Origin of the sequence: Flavobacterium pectinovorum, from assembly GCF_022802975.1 — a bacterium.
GTDB lineage: Bacteria > Bacteroidota > Bacteroidia > Flavobacteriales > Flavobacteriaceae > Flavobacterium > Flavobacterium pectinovorum_B.
In genome coordinates, this window is the sequence record NZ_JAFEVZ010000016.1 from 63169 (window position 1) to 79515 (window position 16347).

Sequence of the window (16347 nt, forward strand, 5' to 3'; positions counted from 1 at the left end):
CGTAAAACATAATAGCAAATAAACCAATCAATTAACCTTTAAAAATTAAATTATGGCAGAATCAAAAAAACAACAGACCGCATTAGGCGATGTAGCAGCAAGACAATTAGCGATTGCTACACGTTCAGTTCCTCAAATCGGAACTATTTCACCACGCTGGCTAACACATCTTTTACACTGGACACCGGTAGAATCTGGAGTTTACCGTCTGAATAAAGTAAAAGACGGCAGCCATATCGAAGTAGATTGCTCGGCAAGAGACGAAAGAATTTTACCAAACACTTTTGTAGATTATATCGATAATCCAAGAGAGTATAATCTGGCAGCTGTTCAGACCATTGTTGATGTTCATACACGTGTTTCTGATTTGTACAGCAAGCCGTATAACCAGATTACAGAACAATTGCGTTTAGCAATCGAAACGATCAAAGAACGTCAGGAAAGCGAATTAATCAATAACAAAGATTATGGTTTATTAAGCAATGTTGCGCCTTCTCAAATTATAAAAACCAGAACCGGTGCGCCAACTCCTGATGATTTAGACGAATTATTGACAAAAGTGTGGAAAGAGCCTGGATTCTTTTTATTACACCCGCTAGCTATTGCAGCTTTTGGACGTGAGTGCACACGTCGTGGTGTTCCGCCTCCAACAACTTCTTTATTTGGATCTCAGTTTTTAACATGGAGAGGTATTCCGCTTATTCCATCAGATAAACTGCCTATTCAAAATGGTAAGTCAAAAATCATTTTGTTACGTACAGGCGAAAGCCGTCAGGGCGTTATCGGATTGATTCAGCCGGGATTACAAGGCGAACAGTCCCCTGGATTATCAGTTCGTTTCATGGGAATAAACGAAAAAGCAATTGCTTCTTATTTAGTATCGCTTTATTGCTCATTGGCCATTTTGGTAGATGATGCCATTGCGGTTTTAGAAGATGTAGAAATAGGAAAGTATCATGAGTACAAATATTAACAACAACGGTTTGTACAACGTAGACGATCTGCAGCATATAGCCAATGAGTTGTTTAAAGCCTTACCCAATGAGTTTCCAAAAGAAATTTCACTGAGTCCGGACCATAACGATCATCCAAAAGCTACTAAAGTTGTAGAGACGCTATTGAGTGCAGGAAATCTGGCCGAGTTTACGCCCAATACCAATTTGCAGAACCCAACAACCGCCTACCCTTCTCATTCACCTGTGAGTGGTCTTGGAGTATCGCCTTCTGTTGGAAATTATGCAAACACAGGTGTTGCCGGTTTATACCCGATTACGGATCTGGATACTGTTTTTCCTAACGACAAAAATTTCAACATCAATAATCCTAATACAGGCTTTAGTGATGTTAATTTAAAGGGAAGCAGCAATGACAATAATCCTTTTTCATCTTTTCCTTTAAATGATAATTATCTGCCTTTTCAAACGCAGAGTTCCTCTTTTGAAAGTGAATTGAGAGAAGCATTAGCAAGTGTCAACACGGTATTCGGAATCCAGTCTGTTTTGACATCAAACCCGGCAGAAGCACAGAATTCGTATTATTTCCTTGAGAATAATCCTTTTGCGTTTGATAAAAAGAACTCGTTTCCAACAGCAGGTACAGGAAGTTCTTTTCATGGAATTCATCAGTTAGAAAGTGCTCCTTTTGATGCTAATCTGATCAAAAAGGACTTTCCGATTCTAAGTGAAAAAGTAAACGGAAAACCGCTTATTTGGTTTGACAATGCGGCAACTACGCAAAAACCAAAATCGGTAATCGATCGCATTGCTTATTTTTATGAGCATGAAAATTCGAATATTCACCGTGCGGCACATGAACTGGCAGCAAGAGCTTCTGATGCCTATGAAGCTGCCCGCGAAAAAGTAAAAGTGTTTCTGAATGCGGGTTCGATAAATGAAGTAGTATTTGTTCGTGGTGCTACCGAAGGAATCAATCTTGTCGCACAAAGCTGGGGCGATAACAATCTTTCAGCCGGAGATGAAATAGTCGTAAGTAATTTAGAACACCATGCCAACATTGTTCCGTGGAAACGATTAGCGGATAAAAAAGGCTTGAAATTACGAGTGATTCCGGTTGATGATGACGGACAAATTCTGTTAGACGAATATGCAAAACTACTGAATTCGAAAACCAAAATTGTGGCTTTTACGCAGGTTTCAAACGCACTCGGAACTGTAACGCCTGCGAAGAAAATGGTCGAAATGGCACATGCTGTTGGAGCCAAAGTTTTACTGGACAGAGCGCAATCTGTTTCACACATGAAGGTTGATGTTCAGGATTTAAATGCCGACTGGCTGGTTTTTTCAGGTCATAAACTTTTTGGACCAACCGGAATTGGTGTTTTATACGGAAAAGAAGATTTGCTGAACGATATGCAGCCCTACCAATCGGGCGGAAACATGATTCAGGATGTGACTTTTGAAGAGATCAAATACCACAAAGCCCCGAATCGTTTCGAAGCTGGAACCGGTAATATAGCAGACGCTATTGGTCTTGGAGCCGCTATTGATTACGTTACAAAAATCGGTATCAACGCAATCGGACAATACGAACACTATTTGCTGGAATACGCCACCAAACTTCTGAAAGAAATTCCGGGTGTTCGATTAATCGGAACTGCGGCTAACAAAGCCAGCGTACTTTCTTTTAATTTACAAGGATATTCAAATGATGAAGTGGGTCAGGCTTTAAACAAAGAAGGAATCGCTGTAAGAACGGGTCACCATTGTGCTCAACCTATCCTGCGCCGATTAGGAGTTGAAACTACGGTTCGTCCTTCACTTGCTTTTTATAATACGACTCAGGATGTCGATAAATTTATCGAGACTTTATGGGAACTTAAAAAAGTCAGGTTCTAATAAAACAGAGTTCACTAACTCAAACTCATAATTGCTTTTTTTGATATTTTAAGCAGTTATAAACAGAAGGCGATTGTTTGTTCAATCGCCTTTTTGTGTTTATTTTAAAATCTGTAAAATCTGTCGAACCTCAGAGATATCATTGACAAAATATCGGGCTGCAGTTTTTGTATTTCCTACTTTAACGGTATAAGCACTATCCAGTAATTCCTGAAACATATATTCATCAGTCCAGTCATCTCCAATAGCCAAAATAAAATCATAATTGCCCTGAGTTACCAATCTTCCTGCTGCGCGTCCTTTATTCACATTACTGCTCTTCACTTCGAGCACTTTATTCCCTTCCAGTACTGAAAGCGAATTGTTTGCCAAAAGGCTGGTCAGTACATGTTTAAGTTCCATTGTTCTTAAATTGGCAAGCTCAGCATCAGCCCTTCGGTAATGCCATGCAAGAGAATAGTTTTTTTCTTCAATAAAAGTGCCGGGAGTGCTGTCTGTAAAACTTTCTATAATGGGTCGGATATTTTCTTTCCATTCGGTTTTAATGTGTTCCAGGCTTACCCATTCTTTTTCTTTTTTCCTAAGCCATACACCGTGATCTGTTATTAAAGTATAGTTCTTATGTCCAAACCAGTTTTCCAGTGTTTTACGATCGCGTCCGCTGATTATAGCAATTTTCGTATTTTCATCTGCTGCAATAGTGTCCAAAAGAGTATATAATTCCTCATCCGGACTTGCATCTCCGGGTATATTCTTAAATCCTACGAGTGTTCCGTCATAATCAAGTAAAAGCAGTCTTTTCCCTGAATTCTTATAATCCAATAAAATATCGTGAATTATTTCAGGATTCATTTTTTTGGTAATTGTGACAGGTTTTGCATTTTTAGTGATTTCAAGGGCATTCAGAAATGAGTCGGCCCATTTTTCTACATTGTAGCGTGATATTCTTTTCTGCAAGGCTTCCAGTCTCGATTTTTGTTCCGCTTCAGGCATTTCCAGGGCATATTTCAGTGTATCTGCAATCTGCTCGAAATTATTAGGATTTACCAAAAGTGCCTCATGCATTTCTTTAGCTGCGCCAGCCATTTCACTTAAAACAAGTACACCTTTTCCTTTTGTTTTCGTTGCAACATACTCCTTTGCTACCAGATTCATACCGTCTCTTGTGGGTGTGACCAGAGCCACATCAGAAGCAACATATAAATCAATCAGATCATCAAACGGCATTGACCTGTAAAAATACCAGACAGGAGTCCAGTTTACAGTTGCCAGCTGACCGTTTATCCTGCCCACTAATTCATCTGTTTCACGCTTTAATCGCTGGTATTGAGAAACATTTTCTCTTGAGGGAACAGAAAGCATCACCAGCCTTACTTTCCCTTTATATTCCGGATATTTATTCAGAAAATATTCAAAAGATTTTATCCTGTTCGGAATACCTTTGGTGTAATCCATTCTGTCGATTGATAAAATAAGCTTACTTTCAGAAAAAGACATATTATGCAGCTCGATATTGTGCATCAGTTCTGATTTTGTAGCATCCGGACGTACTTCGTGTTCCAGAGCCGCATTATGGTATTTATCATAATCAATCCCCATAGGAAAAGAATCTACTTTTACAATTCTGTCCTTGTAAAATATTTCATTAAAGCGAATTTCAAGACCGGTAATTCTGGATGCAGAACTTATAAAATGCCTCACATAATCATACGTATGAAAACCAATAAGATCAGCACCAAGCATACCATACAATAGCTCATCACGCCACGGGCAAGTCCTGAAGAGCTCGAATGACGGATACGGAATATGCAGAAAAAATCCAATGGTAAGATTTGGCGCTTTCTCCCGAAGTAATTCAGGAAGCAATAAAAGCTGATAATCATGAATCCAGACAGTATCACCTTCGTTTACATTTTCAAGGATGATATCAGCAAATTTCTGATTCACATTTTTATAAGATTCCCAATGTGTAAGTTCAAATTCAGTGTAAGCCTGAAAATAATGAAAAAGCGGCCATAGCGCAGTATTGCTGAAGCCATAATAATAATTTTCTATATCGTATACTGTCAGGGGAACTCTGATACATTTTTCTTTAGCCAGAGCCTTGTCTACTTCGTTTTGTCTGCTGGGTTCTATTTCTTCTTCTGTGAGTCCTGACCATCCTATCCAGATTCCGTTTCCTTCAGAGTGCACTGATTTCATTCCGGTCGCAAGTCCCCCAACACTTGATTTTACTACTAACTTTTCGTCATCAAATTTAAGGTCTACAGGAAGGCGATTGGAAACTATAATTATTTTATTCATCAAAAAATGGTTGGATTAATAACATCGTTTTAGTAAATTTAAATAATTAATACCCTTTTACCTAACTAAAAGATTACTTTATGAAGAATTTAAACTATGGTATAATTGGTAATTGTCGCAGTGCTGCATTGGTTTCAGATAAAGGAGCTATCGAATGGTGCTGCCTTCCGGAATTTGATTCTGCATCAGTATTTGCAAAAATATTAGATCAGGAAATTGGAGGAAGTTTTGAAATCAAAGTATCCTGTGATTACACAATTACTCAAAAATATATACCCAATACCAGTATATTAGTTACAACATTTGATAATGGTACAGATGCTTTTGAAATTAATGATTTTATGCCGCGATACCGAAAAGAAAAAGGAGGCTATATGGCTCCTCCGGAAATTATCCGGTATTTTAAAAAACTATCAGGAAATCCTTCGTTCAGGATAATTTATGATCCGCGCCTGGACTACGCATCAGGCGTTACTACCAGTTTTGTTAAATCAAATCACATCGTAAGCCTTACAGGAACAATCAAATTCGATTCGCTTTTCTTGTACAGCAATTTATATCTGGAAAGTATCGCCAACGGAAACGAGATCACACTTAAGGATGATGGCTATTTGTTGATGGCCTATAATGAGAAAATTTTTATTCCAACGCTCACAAAAATAAATCTGGAATTCGAAAGAACCAAAACCTATTGGCTGAGCTGGAGTGATAAAACTACAGAATACAAAAAATACAATGAGGAGATTGCCCGAAGCGCCATCACACTGAAATTACTCAGTTACGAAAAAACAGGTGCTGTTTTGGCTGCTGCCACAACCTCTCTGCCTGAAACTATCGGTGAGGTGAGAAACTGGGATTACAGATTTTGCTGGATTAGGGATGCTTCTATGGTAGTAAAAGTGATTTCTGAACTTGGTCATAAAAAACTCGCGAAAGATTATCTGCAATTTATTATAGACCTGGTTCCTAATAAAGATGAGAAACTACAAATCATGTATGGCATCAATAAAGAAAAAAAACTGACGGAAGAAACCCTCGATCACCTGAGCGGTTACATGGGAAGCAAGCCTGTAAGAATTGGCAACGCAGCCTACTCTCAGCGTCAGAATGATATTTATGGCATTTTGATGGATGTGATTCACCAGCAGCTTATTACGTTTAGCAATGATACTGAAAATGGTGAAGAACTGTGGAACATCACCAAAGGAATTGTCTGGGTAGTCGACAAACACTGGCAGGAACCCGATAAAGGAATTTGGGAATTCAGAACTGAAGAACGACATTTTACCTTTTCTAAAATATTATGCTGGACAGCAATAGACAGAGCCATCAAAGTAGCCAAAATATTAGGCAAAAATCACAAAGTAGAAAAATGGGAACCCTTGGCCGAAGTTATAAAAAATGATATTATGGAAAACGCCTGGAATGAGTCGGTTCAGGCTTTTACGCAGTCCTACGGGTCAAACGACCTTGATACTTCCGTACTTTTAATGGAAAGTTACGGTTTTATTGAAGCCATGGATCCAAAATATGTGGCAACAGTTAAAGCGATTGAACGTGATCTGAGTAATGACGGACTTTTATACCGCTATAAAAATAAGGACGATTTTGGTCTTCCCTCCTCTTCTTTTACCATTTGTACTTTTTGGTTCATTAACAGTCTGTACAAAATTGGAGAAGAGAAGAAGGCGGAAAAACTCTTTGAGCAGTTGCTTTCCTATAGCAATCATTTAGGGTTATTTAGTGAAGATATCGATTTTGAAACCAAACGCCTTTTAGGTAATTTTCCGCAGGCATATTCGCATCTGGCGCTTATAGAAACCGCTATCAATCTCTCCAATATTACTCATGAGGAGATTGTACTGGATGCAATCCGATAAAAAATAAAGTTTGTACAATAAAAAAGCCGTATCATTTTGAAGTTAATACCTTCAGAATGATACGGCTTTTTAAATAATGCTGTTAGAATCAAATTAATTCCTTTCAGCGTGTAGTCTAATTTCTAAAATGATTCAAAGATTTCTCAATAATTTCAAGGCATTCCTGAATCTGTTCTTCGGTAATAACCAAAGGTGGAGCCAGACGAATTTTGTTTCCGTGAGTTGGTTTTGCCAGTAAACCATTATCTCTGAATTTCAGGCAGATTTCCCAAGCCAGATCTGATTCTTCATCACAATTAATTACGATCGCGTTCAGTAAACCTTTACCGCGAACCAGTGTAATTAAATCGTTACGTTCAGCAATTTCGTTTAATCCTTTTCTTAAAATAATTCCCAAACGTTCTGCATTTTCAGCCAGCTGCTCGTCTTTTACCACTTCAAGAGCTGCAATAGCAACCGCTGCAGCAACCGGATTTCCTCCAAAAGTCGATCCGTGTTGTCCCGGTTTGATTACATTCATAATTTCGTTATTCGCCAAAACTGCCGAAACAGGATAAACTCCGCCAGAAATTGCTTTTCCTAAAATCAGGATATCAGGCTGCACATTTTCGTGGTGAACCGCTAATAATTTTCCGGTACGGGCAATTCCGGTCTGAACCTCATCGGCAATAAACAATACGTTATGTTTTTCGCAAAGTGCTTTTGCCTTCGCTAAATACCCTTCAGTCGGGACATACACTCCGGCTTCGCCCTGAATTGGCTCTACCAGGAAACCGGCTATATTTTTTGATGATTCCAGTACTTTTTCCAAAGCCTCCAGATTGTCATATTCAATTTTTACAAAGCCTTCTGTAAAAGGTCCAAAACTCTTACGGGCGCTTTCATCATTCGAAAAAGAAATGATAGTTGTCGTTCTTCCGTGAAAATTATTCTCGCAAACAATAATCTGTGCCAGATTTTCATGGATTCCTTTTACTTCATAAGCCCATTTTCTGCAAAGCTTCAAAGCTGTTTCTACCGCTTCGGCACCCGTGTTCATGGGCAGAACTTTATCAAAACCAAAATAATTGGTTATGTATTCTTCGTAATTTCCTAATTTATCATTATAAAAAGCACGGGAAGTCAAAGTCAGTTTTTGCGCCTGCTCTACCATTGTCCCCACAATTTTAGGATGACAGTGTCCTTGGTTTACAGCAGAATAAGCCGAAAGGAAATCATAATATTTCTTTCCGTCCACATCCCAGACATACACACCTTCTCCCTTGTCTAAAACTACAGGCAGCGGATGGTAATTATGAGCTCCGTATTTGTTTTCTTTCTCTATTAAAATTGCTGATTTAGACGAAAGAATTTGTTTTGTCTGTTCCATGATTTTCAGTTTTTTATCTTTTTCAAAATTAATTATATTATTTTATTTTACAATAAAAATTAATACTTTTGACTTTGATACATTATTTTTAAGTCAATTATTAAAAATAAAAACAAATTAAAAGTCAATTTTAATTTTAAACAATAAAAAAATGAATTCATTAGACGAATTTGACATCAAAATTATCAAGGAACTGGAAAAAGACGGAAGAATGGCTTTTTCTACTATTGCATCAAACTTGAAAATCTCAAATACGATGGTACATCAGCGTGTGAATCGCTTAACAGAACAAGGTATCATATCAGGGATTAAACCTATGGTTAATGAAAAAAAAATGGGCTACGACTGGGCTTCCTTTACCGGAATTACACTTAATAAAGATTCGGATTCAGAAAGAATTATTGAAGCTCTAAAAGCCATTCCGGAAATTACGGAGTGTTATTATGTGACGGGTTCCTTTACCCTTTACATAAAAATCATAGCCAAAAATCACGAGCACATGCGAAACGTTCTTTACGAAAAAATAGACCGGATTTCTGGCATCGCCAAAACCGATTCGATTGTAGAATTGGGATGCGCTTTTAAGCGTAATATTGTTCTTTAAATCTGATAAAATTTTCATTTATTTTCGGATATTTGTTTTAAATTTAACATTATATGAAATCGCCATTAACAAAGAGTTTGCTTGCAGCAAACACCAATAAATAAAAGGCGATACCATATATGACCGCTAAAAAATAAATTTTACATATATGAAAATAATATATTTATCAATTCTTGGAATACTACTGAGTACCACTACTATTTTTGCACAGTTGAAACCCGTAAAGTATGCCGATGAAAATCAGGTTTTAAATGGCTTATCCATTAAATCTGCTAAAAAAAGTAATCAAAATCCGGGCATTTTACTTTTACCTGCCTGGTTAGGGATCGACAAAGCTTCTAAAGATATTGCCGAAAATTTATCAAAACTGGGCTACACTGTTTTTATAGCTGATATTTACGGAGAAGGAAATTATCCAACAAATACTTCTGAAGCAGGAAAACAGGCAGGATACTACAAAAAAAATCATGAAGCATATCAAAAACGTATTCAGTTAGCTTTAGACCAGTTAGTAAAATCTGGTGCAAATGCCAATAACATTGTGGCTATTGGATATTGTTTCGGAGGGACAGGTGTTCTGGAAGCTGCCCGGGGACATTTGAATGTAAAAGGCGTTGTTTCTTTTCATGGAGGTTTAGGAAAAGATGCTTCGAGATCTTCTGAAACGATTACAACTAAAGTCTTTGCTTGTCATGGTGCTGATGATCCCTTTGTTTCAAAGGAAGAAATAGCGTCTTTTCAGCAGGAAATGCGTGATACTAAAGCCGACTGGCAAATGATTTATTATGCTAATTCGGTACATTCATTCACAAATCCTGAAGCCGGAAACGACAACTCAAAAGGCGCTGCCTATAATGCAATAGCTGCAAAACGTTCTTTCGAACATTTACAGCTTTTTCTGAATGAGGTCTTAAAAAAATAATTCTCTTATAAAATCTAAATGAAAAAAATCACAATCTTATTATTAGTTGTTTCTGCATTTTCGTGTAAAAACACCCAGAATATTGCCTCAAAAAACAATTCGGATCCTTCTAAATACATTGAAAAAATCTCTGAGAAAAACTTAAAAGAAATGCTTTATGTAGTTGCTTCAGATGAAATGGAAGGTCGCGAAACCGGTTCTAAAGGGCAAAAAAAAGCGGGACTTTACATGATTGAACAATACAAAAAAAATGGAATTCCGTTTCCAAAAGGCGCTACAGATTATTACCAGCACATTCCGGCATCTTACTTAAATGCAAGGCATAATGAGAACTTACAGGATTCAGAAAATATTTGGGCCTACATTGAAGGTTCTGAAAAACCGGATGAAATTTTGGTAATCTCTGCTCATTATGATCATGTTGGCATACAAAATGGTGAAATTTATAATGGTGCTGACGATGACGGTTCCGGAACGGTAGCCTTACTAGAAATGGCGAAAGCTTTCGCAAAAGCTAAAAAAGAAGGACACGGACCAAAACGTTCTGTTTTATTCCTGCACGTAACAGGCGAAGAACATGGATTGCACGGTTCCCGTTATTATTCTGAACACCCATTGTTTCCAATTGCCAACACAATTGCCGACATTAATATTGATATGATTGGCCGTCGTGATGTAGAACACGCCAAAACCAACAATTATGTTTATGTAATTGGTGCTGACAGATTATCATCTGATTTGCATAATGCTGTAGTGTCACAAAATGAAAAATACATCAAAATGGATTTAGATTTCAAATTCAACGATCCTAAAGATCCGAATCATTTTTATGAGCGTTCTGACCATTACAACTTTGCAAAACATGGTATTCCAGCGGTTTTCTTCTTTAATGGTGTTCACGAAGATTACCACGGTAAGGACGACATAGCAGAAAAAATCGAATACGATGCCTTAACCAAAAGAACAAAATTAGCTTTCGTCGTTGCTTGGGAACTGGCCAACAGAGAAAACAGACCGGTTGTGGATAAAAAATAGGTTCTAAGATGCTAAGTTTCTAAGTTTTTTTTAGAATTCTAAGAAATTACAATTTAAAAAGATATGATACAAAAAAAGATGAGTAAAACTCATCTTTTTTTGTATTCATCTAAGAGAAAACTTAGAAACTTAGCATCTCAGAACCTTAGCAACTTTATCAGTCATTCATCGAAATCAAAAACTCTTCGTTATTTCTGGTTTTCTTGAAACGGTCGTTTACAAAATCCATAGATTCTACCGGATTCATATCAGAAAGGTATTTACGCATAATCCACATTCTCTGTAATGTTTTTTCGTCTAATAACAAATCGTCGCGACGTGTACTTGATGATGTAAGATCAATTGCAGGGAAAATACGTTTGTTGGCAATTTTACGATCCAGTTGAAGTTCCATGTTACCGGTACCTTTAAATTCTTCAAAGATAACCTCATCCATTTTAGAACCTGTTTCGGTCAATGCTGTTGCGATGATACTCAACGAACCACCGTTTTCTACATTTCTTGCAGCTCCAAAGAAACGTTTTGGTTTTTGAAGTGCATTAGCATCAACACCTCCACTTAAAACTTTTCCGGAAGCAGGCTGAACAGTATTGTATGCCCTAGCCAAACGTGTGATTGAATCAAGAAGAATTACAACATCGTGACCGCATTCTACCAAACGTTTTGCTTTTTCAAGTACGATATTGGCAATTTTTACGTGTTCTTGTGGTTCTCTGTCAAAAGTTGAAGCGATAACTTCTCCACGAACACTGCGCTGCATATCGGTAACCTCTTCAGGACGCTCATCAATCAAAAGAACGATTAGGTAAACCTCAGGATGATTGGCTGCAATCGCATTGGCAATATCTTTCAACAACATTGTTTTACCGGTTTTCGGTTGTGCGACTATCATACCACGCTGCCCTTTTCCGATTGGAGAAAATAAATCGATAATTCGGGTTGATATAGAACTGCCTTTTTCGGCTAATTTGAATTTTTCTGAAGGAAAAACTGGTGTTAAGTGTTCAAACGAAACTCTGTCGCGAACTACCTGCGGATCGTGACCATTAATTTTAAGGACACGAACCAAAGGAAAAAATTTCTCTCCTTCTTTAGGAGGACGAACCACTCCTTTTACAGTATCTCCGGTTTTAAGACCAAATAATCTGATTTGCGAAGTTGATAAATAAATATCGTCAGGAGAAGCTAAATAATTATAATCTGATGAACGTAAGAATCCATATCCGTCAGGCATCATCTCAAGAACGCCTTCACTTTCTATAATTCCGTCAAATTCAAAATCTGAATCCCTGAAGTTATTATTCTTTTTGTTTTTATGATTTGGATTTTGGTTTCCGTTATTACCATTCCCGTTTTGATTTGGATTCTGGTTCGGGTTTTGATTTGGATTTGTCTGGTTCGGATTCTGTTTTTTATTCTGATTAGGATTAATCTTTTTTACCGGAGCAGTATCTTCAGTTTTTTCAGCTGCTGCGGGAGCCGGAGCCGGAACATTTGTTTCTGTTTCTCCTGCTTCTTCAGTACTTCCTTCTTTTACAGCTTCTTTTTCTTTTTGCAAAGCAACCTTCTTCTCGTAGGCTGATTTATTAAACTTAACAATTTTTGGCTCCTTTTTCTCTATTACGTTTTTCTCTACGTTGTTTTCAGCAATTTCTTCAGTTTTTGGTTTTGGCTGAATTTTAGCATTTGGTTTTGAAACTGCCGGAATTTGTATTTCCTCACGTGGTTCTTCTGTTTTATCAAATTCTAAAACGGGAGCATTTTTACCAACTGCAGTCTTTTTAACTGGGGCAATTCTGGCTCTTTTTGGCTTGTCATCTACTATTTCCGCATTTGCAACAGCAGCTACAGGCGGCTCTGAAGACGCTTCCTGATGCGCTAAAATCTGACTGATCAAAGTGTCTTTTTTAACACCATTAAACTTTATAGTTTTAGCTAATTTAGCTATTTCTTGAAGCTCAGAAAGCTTCATTTCTTTTAATGCAGAAATATCAAACATGAATGTTCTATGAATTTAATTATTTTAAAGGAAAATACTGTAAAAAGAATAGGTAGATAATTATTTTGAATTGACCGCAGTATGAAGTGCTTACGGTATTATGATGCAATAATACGAATAAAATTTTATCATACAATAGTATTTATAAAAAAGAAAATATATTTTTGTAAAACAATTTCAGGTCATGATACAACGAATTCAAACCATATATTTACTGCTTACCTTTTTAATTACGGGGGTTTTATTATTTTTTATTCCGCTTTGGACAATAAACGGAAAAGCATTTTATTTTATGCAGGATCAGATTTATACTATATTATTAGGTTTAAGTACCATGTTGACGATTATTAGTATTATATCATACAAAAAAAGACAAAATCAGTTTGTTATGGGCAGACTGAACATCATATTAAATTTAATTTTATTAGGATTATTTGTTTACCGTTCGCTAAATTTATCTGGAGAAACTAATGTTGTTTCTGAGAAAGGTATTGGGATGTTTCTTCCTATTGTTGCTATCGTGTTATTAGTTTTAGCTAATAAGGCCATCAAAAAGGACGAAGATCTCGTAAAATCTGTTGACCGTTTGAGATAAACCTATAAACTTAGTTTATTGCGCGAAGAGAACCCGAATTGTATAATTCGGGTTTTTTTGTTGAAAATTCACAATATTTACCCTTAAACAGATAAAAAAACCATAGTAATATGAGATGGTAAGTAGTTTTTTCATAATTTAGCTTTGTTATTTCAATTTATTTATGACACATAAAATAAGAATACACCTCGCTGATGACCATTTAGTACTTATTGATGGATTAATTAATTTATTAAGTACTGTTTCTGAATTCGAAATTGTAGGTTCTTCCTCTAATGGTTTGAATATTTTTGATGAAGTAACAGCTAATAATGCCCATATCCTGGTACTAGACCTGAGTATGCCTGAAAAAGACGGCATCGAGGTTTTAAAAGAGTTTCAACAAAAAGGGTATCCCTGCAAAGTTATTATCCTGTCCAGCTATGATGATTTAAAAATCATCAGGGAAGTAATGAATTTAGGTGCGAGTGGCTATCTGACTAAAAAATGTGCCGGCGAAAATATAATTGAAGCCATTGAAGTCGTTAATGAAGGCCAAGAATATTTTTGCAATTCTGTAAGAGAAAAAATCTTCAACACTTTTACAGAAAACAATCCAAAGTTAAACAAAAAGAATATTGTTCCTGAAAATTCAATTCTAACGTGTCGTGAATTAGAGATCGTAACCCTAATTTCACTGGAATATAGCGGAAAGGAAATTAGCGAGCAGTTGTTTATCAGTACTAATACTGTAGAAACCCATCGCAAAAATATCATGAAAAAACTACAGACAAAAAATACGATTGGTTTGGTAAAGTATGCTATTAAAAATAATTTGATTAAATCATAGAAATATAAAAAATCACTTTACTTTTCCACCCTGTAACAACACAAATTAATATTTTTTCTCTAAATACAGTCTCTCGTAAATACTTATTTAGTTCCTGTATGAATATTATTAAAAAAAAACAACACATTTAATTATTATGGATTTGATTTTAATTTTATAAACGATATTTTTATCCATTAATTTTTTTGATATGTTGGTTTTTCGCAATTTTATTACACTTTTTTTGATATCCTTTTTTTATATCCCTGCTATAGGACAAAAAAAAAGTTTTACTGAAAAAGAATTATTAAAACTTTACAACCAGGCAACCACTAATCTTCTTAATGAAGACTATGAAAAATCGCTAATACAATCCAGATTACTTTTAAATCATTCACTTCTATTACAAAACAGTAATTTAATAGGAAAAGCATACAATACAATCGCAGCAAATTTTGACGGGATATCCGAACCTGATAAAGCTCTTTTTTATTATCAAAAAAGTCTGATATATGCCGAGAAATCAAATAATTTAGAACTTCAAAACTGGCTTTACAACAACATTGGTAATATTTATTGTTTTGACAAAAAGAAATACGAAAAAGGAATTTCTTATTATATCAAATCATTATACTACAGCAGAGCAATCAAAGATTCTTCACAAGTTTTTCTTACCAAACTTAACATTGCGTGGGCCTATTTTGATATTGAACGCTTCACTGAAGGACATCCATATCTGAAATACCTCAATAAGTATAAACATAAATACGGCATAGAAACCACTACCGCCGTTATCGATATGCTCAATGGCATGTATTATAGCCATATAAAAGATAATAAAAAAGCAGATTACAGTTTTAAAAACGGTATAAAAAATGCCATAAAATATGACGAAACAACCGACTTGTCTTTCATTTATCAGGAATATGCAAAGTTTTTATCCAAAAACAAAAATTTTGAAGCTGCTTACAAAAACCTAAGTTCTTTTCAGCGGCTAACGGACCAAATCAATCTTCAGGATAAGGCCAAAAAAGCAAAAATTGCCGGAATTAATCTCGAAATTGATGAATACAAACGGGAGATCGATAAAATGGGGATTGAAAGCAAAAAAAAAGAACAATTATTTCTTTCAGAAAATGCACGTAAAAACAAGATGACAACAATCATCTTATCTTTATTTCTGATCAGTCTGATTTTATTTTACTTTTTTTATCAAAACACAAAACTGAAACAAAAAAACAGAATTAAAGATATTCAGAATAAGATAAACCAAAACATAATCAATGCCAGTATTGACGGACAGGAAAGCGAACGCAAAAAAGTTGCTTTGTTTTTGCATGACACTATCAGTGCTTCATTATCATCTGCCGGAATGCATCTGAATGTTTTTTTATCCCAACATGACAGCCTTCCTCCTGAAATCACAAAAACAAAATTAATTTTAGACGAAACCCACGATAAAGTCCGGGATCTTTCGCATGATCTTATCCCTACCTTATTGGCACGATTTGGGCTTTTATATGCGCTGGATGATTTATGTGAAAAATACTCCAATTCTACGTTACATTTTGAATACCAAAACACTATTCCGATCAAAAAGAGATATACCGAAAAATTTGAAACCAGACTCTATTTTATCATTTCTGAACTTTTAAATAATATTATCAAACATAGTGAAGCCAGTAAAGCACAAGTTTCATTGATTGAAAACAACAACGAAATGATTATCGAAATTACAGACAACGGAAAAGGATTTGATACCAACAAATTCAATTATGTTGAAGGATTTGGCCTTAACCAAATTAAAGCCAGAATAAACAATCTGAATGGAGAATTTAATGTAAAATCAAAGATTAATGAAGGGACTTCTATTAACATAAGCGTTCCTTTAAATGTCTAAAAAAAAAAAAACGCTTCAATAAAAGCGTTTTTTTTTGTATTCTTTTGTTCATGAAGTTTTTTTTAAAAAAAAAAGT

General features: G+C 35.8%; 12 protein-coding genes. 9 read left to right on the top strand and 3 right to left on the bottom strand.

Annotation, left to right across the window (positions count from 1 at the left end; all coding sequences use genetic code 11):
• The first annotated feature begins 52 nt into the window (after nucleotides 1–52).
• Nucleotides 53–973 carry a family 2A encapsulin nanocompartment shell protein gene (locus FLV_RS18210; RefSeq protein ID WP_163395776.1) on the top strand — a complete coding sequence of 307 codons (921 nt, stop codon included), beginning with the start codon at nucleotides 53–55 and terminating at the stop codon, nucleotides 971–973.
• Nucleotides 957–2855 carry a family 2A encapsulin nanocompartment cargo protein cysteine desulfurase gene (locus FLV_RS19980; RefSeq protein WP_262916475.1) on the top strand — a complete coding sequence of 633 codons (1899 nt, stop codon included), beginning with the start codon at nucleotides 957–959 and terminating at the stop codon, nucleotides 2853–2855. The genes FLV_RS18210 and FLV_RS19980 overlap by 17 nt, the downstream gene beginning before the upstream one ends.
• A 99-nt stretch (nucleotides 2856–2954) precedes the next feature.
• On the opposite strand, the gene FLV_RS18220 is transcribed toward FLV_RS19980, so the two are convergent.
• A complete protein-coding gene (locus FLV_RS18220) occupies nucleotides 2955–5159 on the bottom strand; it encodes a bifunctional alpha,alpha-trehalose-phosphate synthase (UDP-forming)/trehalose-phosphatase (RefSeq protein WP_243236121.1) in 2205 nt (734 codons plus the stop codon).
• Nucleotides 5160–5239: 80 nt separating this feature from the next.
• Here FLV_RS18220 and FLV_RS18225 point away from each other — a divergent pair, with 80 nt between their 5' ends.
• A complete protein-coding gene (locus FLV_RS18225) occupies nucleotides 5240–7039 on the top strand; it encodes a glycoside hydrolase family 15 protein (RefSeq protein WP_243236122.1) in 1800 nt (599 codons plus the stop codon).
• Nucleotides 7040–7154: 115 nt separating this feature from the next.
• Here the strand turns inward: FLV_RS18225 and rocD are convergent, their stop codons facing one another.
• Nucleotides 7155–8408 (bottom strand): ornithine--oxo-acid transaminase, encoded by a 1254-nt coding sequence (gene rocD, locus FLV_RS18230; RefSeq protein ID WP_243236123.1) that lies wholly within the window; start codon nucleotides 8406–8408, stop codon nucleotides 7155–7157.
• Nucleotides 8409–8559: 151 nt separating this feature from the next.
• Here rocD and FLV_RS18235 point away from each other — a divergent pair, with 151 nt between their 5' ends.
• From FLV_RS18235 to FLV_RS18245, 3 genes are all read left to right on the top strand, one after another.
• Nucleotides 8560–9012, top strand: coding sequence for an Lrp/AsnC family transcriptional regulator (locus tag FLV_RS18235; RefSeq protein WP_243236124.1), 453 nt, complete (start codon nucleotides 8560–8562; stop codon nucleotides 9010–9012).
• Between the two features lie 148 nt (nucleotides 9013–9160).
• Nucleotides 9161–9934 carry a dienelactone hydrolase family protein gene (locus tag FLV_RS18240; RefSeq protein ID WP_243236125.1) on the top strand — a complete coding sequence of 258 codons (774 nt, stop codon included), beginning with the start codon at nucleotides 9161–9163 and terminating at the stop codon, nucleotides 9932–9934.
• A gap of 18 nt (nucleotides 9935–9952) precedes the next feature.
• Complete coding sequence (locus FLV_RS18245; protein ID WP_243236126.1) at nucleotides 9953–10969, top strand: M28 family peptidase; 1017 nt, start codon at nucleotides 9953–9955, stop codon at nucleotides 10967–10969.
• A 157-nt stretch (nucleotides 10970–11126) separates the two neighbouring features.
• On the opposite strand, the gene rho is transcribed toward FLV_RS18245, so the two are convergent.
• Nucleotides 11127–12968, bottom strand: coding sequence for a transcription termination factor Rho (rho, locus tag FLV_RS18250; protein WP_243236127.1), 1842 nt, complete (start codon nucleotides 12966–12968; stop codon nucleotides 11127–11129).
• Between the two features lie 184 nt (nucleotides 12969–13152).
• Here rho and FLV_RS18255 point away from each other — a divergent pair, with 184 nt between their 5' ends.
• From FLV_RS18255 to FLV_RS18265, 3 genes are all read left to right on the top strand, one after another.
• A complete protein-coding gene (locus FLV_RS18255) occupies nucleotides 13153–13563 on the top strand; it encodes a DUF4293 domain-containing protein (protein ID WP_243236128.1) in 411 nt (136 codons plus the stop codon).
• Nucleotides 13564–13726: 163 nt separating this feature from the next.
• Nucleotides 13727–14392, top strand: a complete 666-nt coding sequence (locus FLV_RS18260; protein ID WP_243236129.1) for a response regulator — start codon at nucleotides 13727–13729, stop codon at nucleotides 14390–14392.
• A gap of 223 nt (nucleotides 14393–14615) precedes the next feature.
• Nucleotides 14616–16271, top strand: coding sequence for an ATP-binding protein (locus FLV_RS18265; protein WP_243236130.1), 1656 nt, complete (start codon nucleotides 14616–14618; stop codon nucleotides 16269–16271).
• Nucleotides 16272–16347: the final 76 nt, after the last annotated feature.

Coding starts and splice junctions, on each gene's coding strand:
- FLV_RS18210 (WP_163395776.1), top strand. CDS start 53: ATGGCAGAATCAAAAAAACAACAGACCGCATTAGGCGATGTAGCAGCA.
- FLV_RS19980 (WP_262916475.1), top strand. CDS start 957: ATGAGTACAAATATTAACAACAACGGTTTGTACAACGTAGACGATCTG.
- FLV_RS18220 (WP_243236121.1), bottom strand. CDS start 5,159: ATGAATAAAATAATTATAGTTTCCAATCGCCTTCCTGTAGACCTTAAA.
- FLV_RS18225 (WP_243236122.1), top strand. CDS start 5,240: ATGAAGAATTTAAACTATGGTATAATTGGTAATTGTCGCAGTGCTGCA.
- rocD (WP_243236123.1), bottom strand. CDS start 8,408: ATGGAACAGACAAAACAAATTCTTTCGTCTAAATCAGCAATTTTAATA.
- FLV_RS18235 (WP_243236124.1), top strand. CDS start 8,560: ATGAATTCATTAGACGAATTTGACATCAAAATTATCAAGGAACTGGAA.
- FLV_RS18240 (WP_243236125.1), top strand. CDS start 9,161: ATGAAAATAATATATTTATCAATTCTTGGAATACTACTGAGTACCACT.
- FLV_RS18245 (WP_243236126.1), top strand. CDS start 9,953: ATGAAAAAAATCACAATCTTATTATTAGTTGTTTCTGCATTTTCGTGT.
- rho (WP_243236127.1), bottom strand. CDS start 12,968: ATGTTTGATATTTCTGCATTAAAAGAAATGAAGCTTTCTGAGCTTCAA.
- FLV_RS18255 (WP_243236128.1), top strand. CDS start 13,153: ATGATACAACGAATTCAAACCATATATTTACTGCTTACCTTTTTAATT.
- FLV_RS18260 (WP_243236129.1), top strand. CDS start 13,727: ATGACACATAAAATAAGAATACACCTCGCTGATGACCATTTAGTACTT.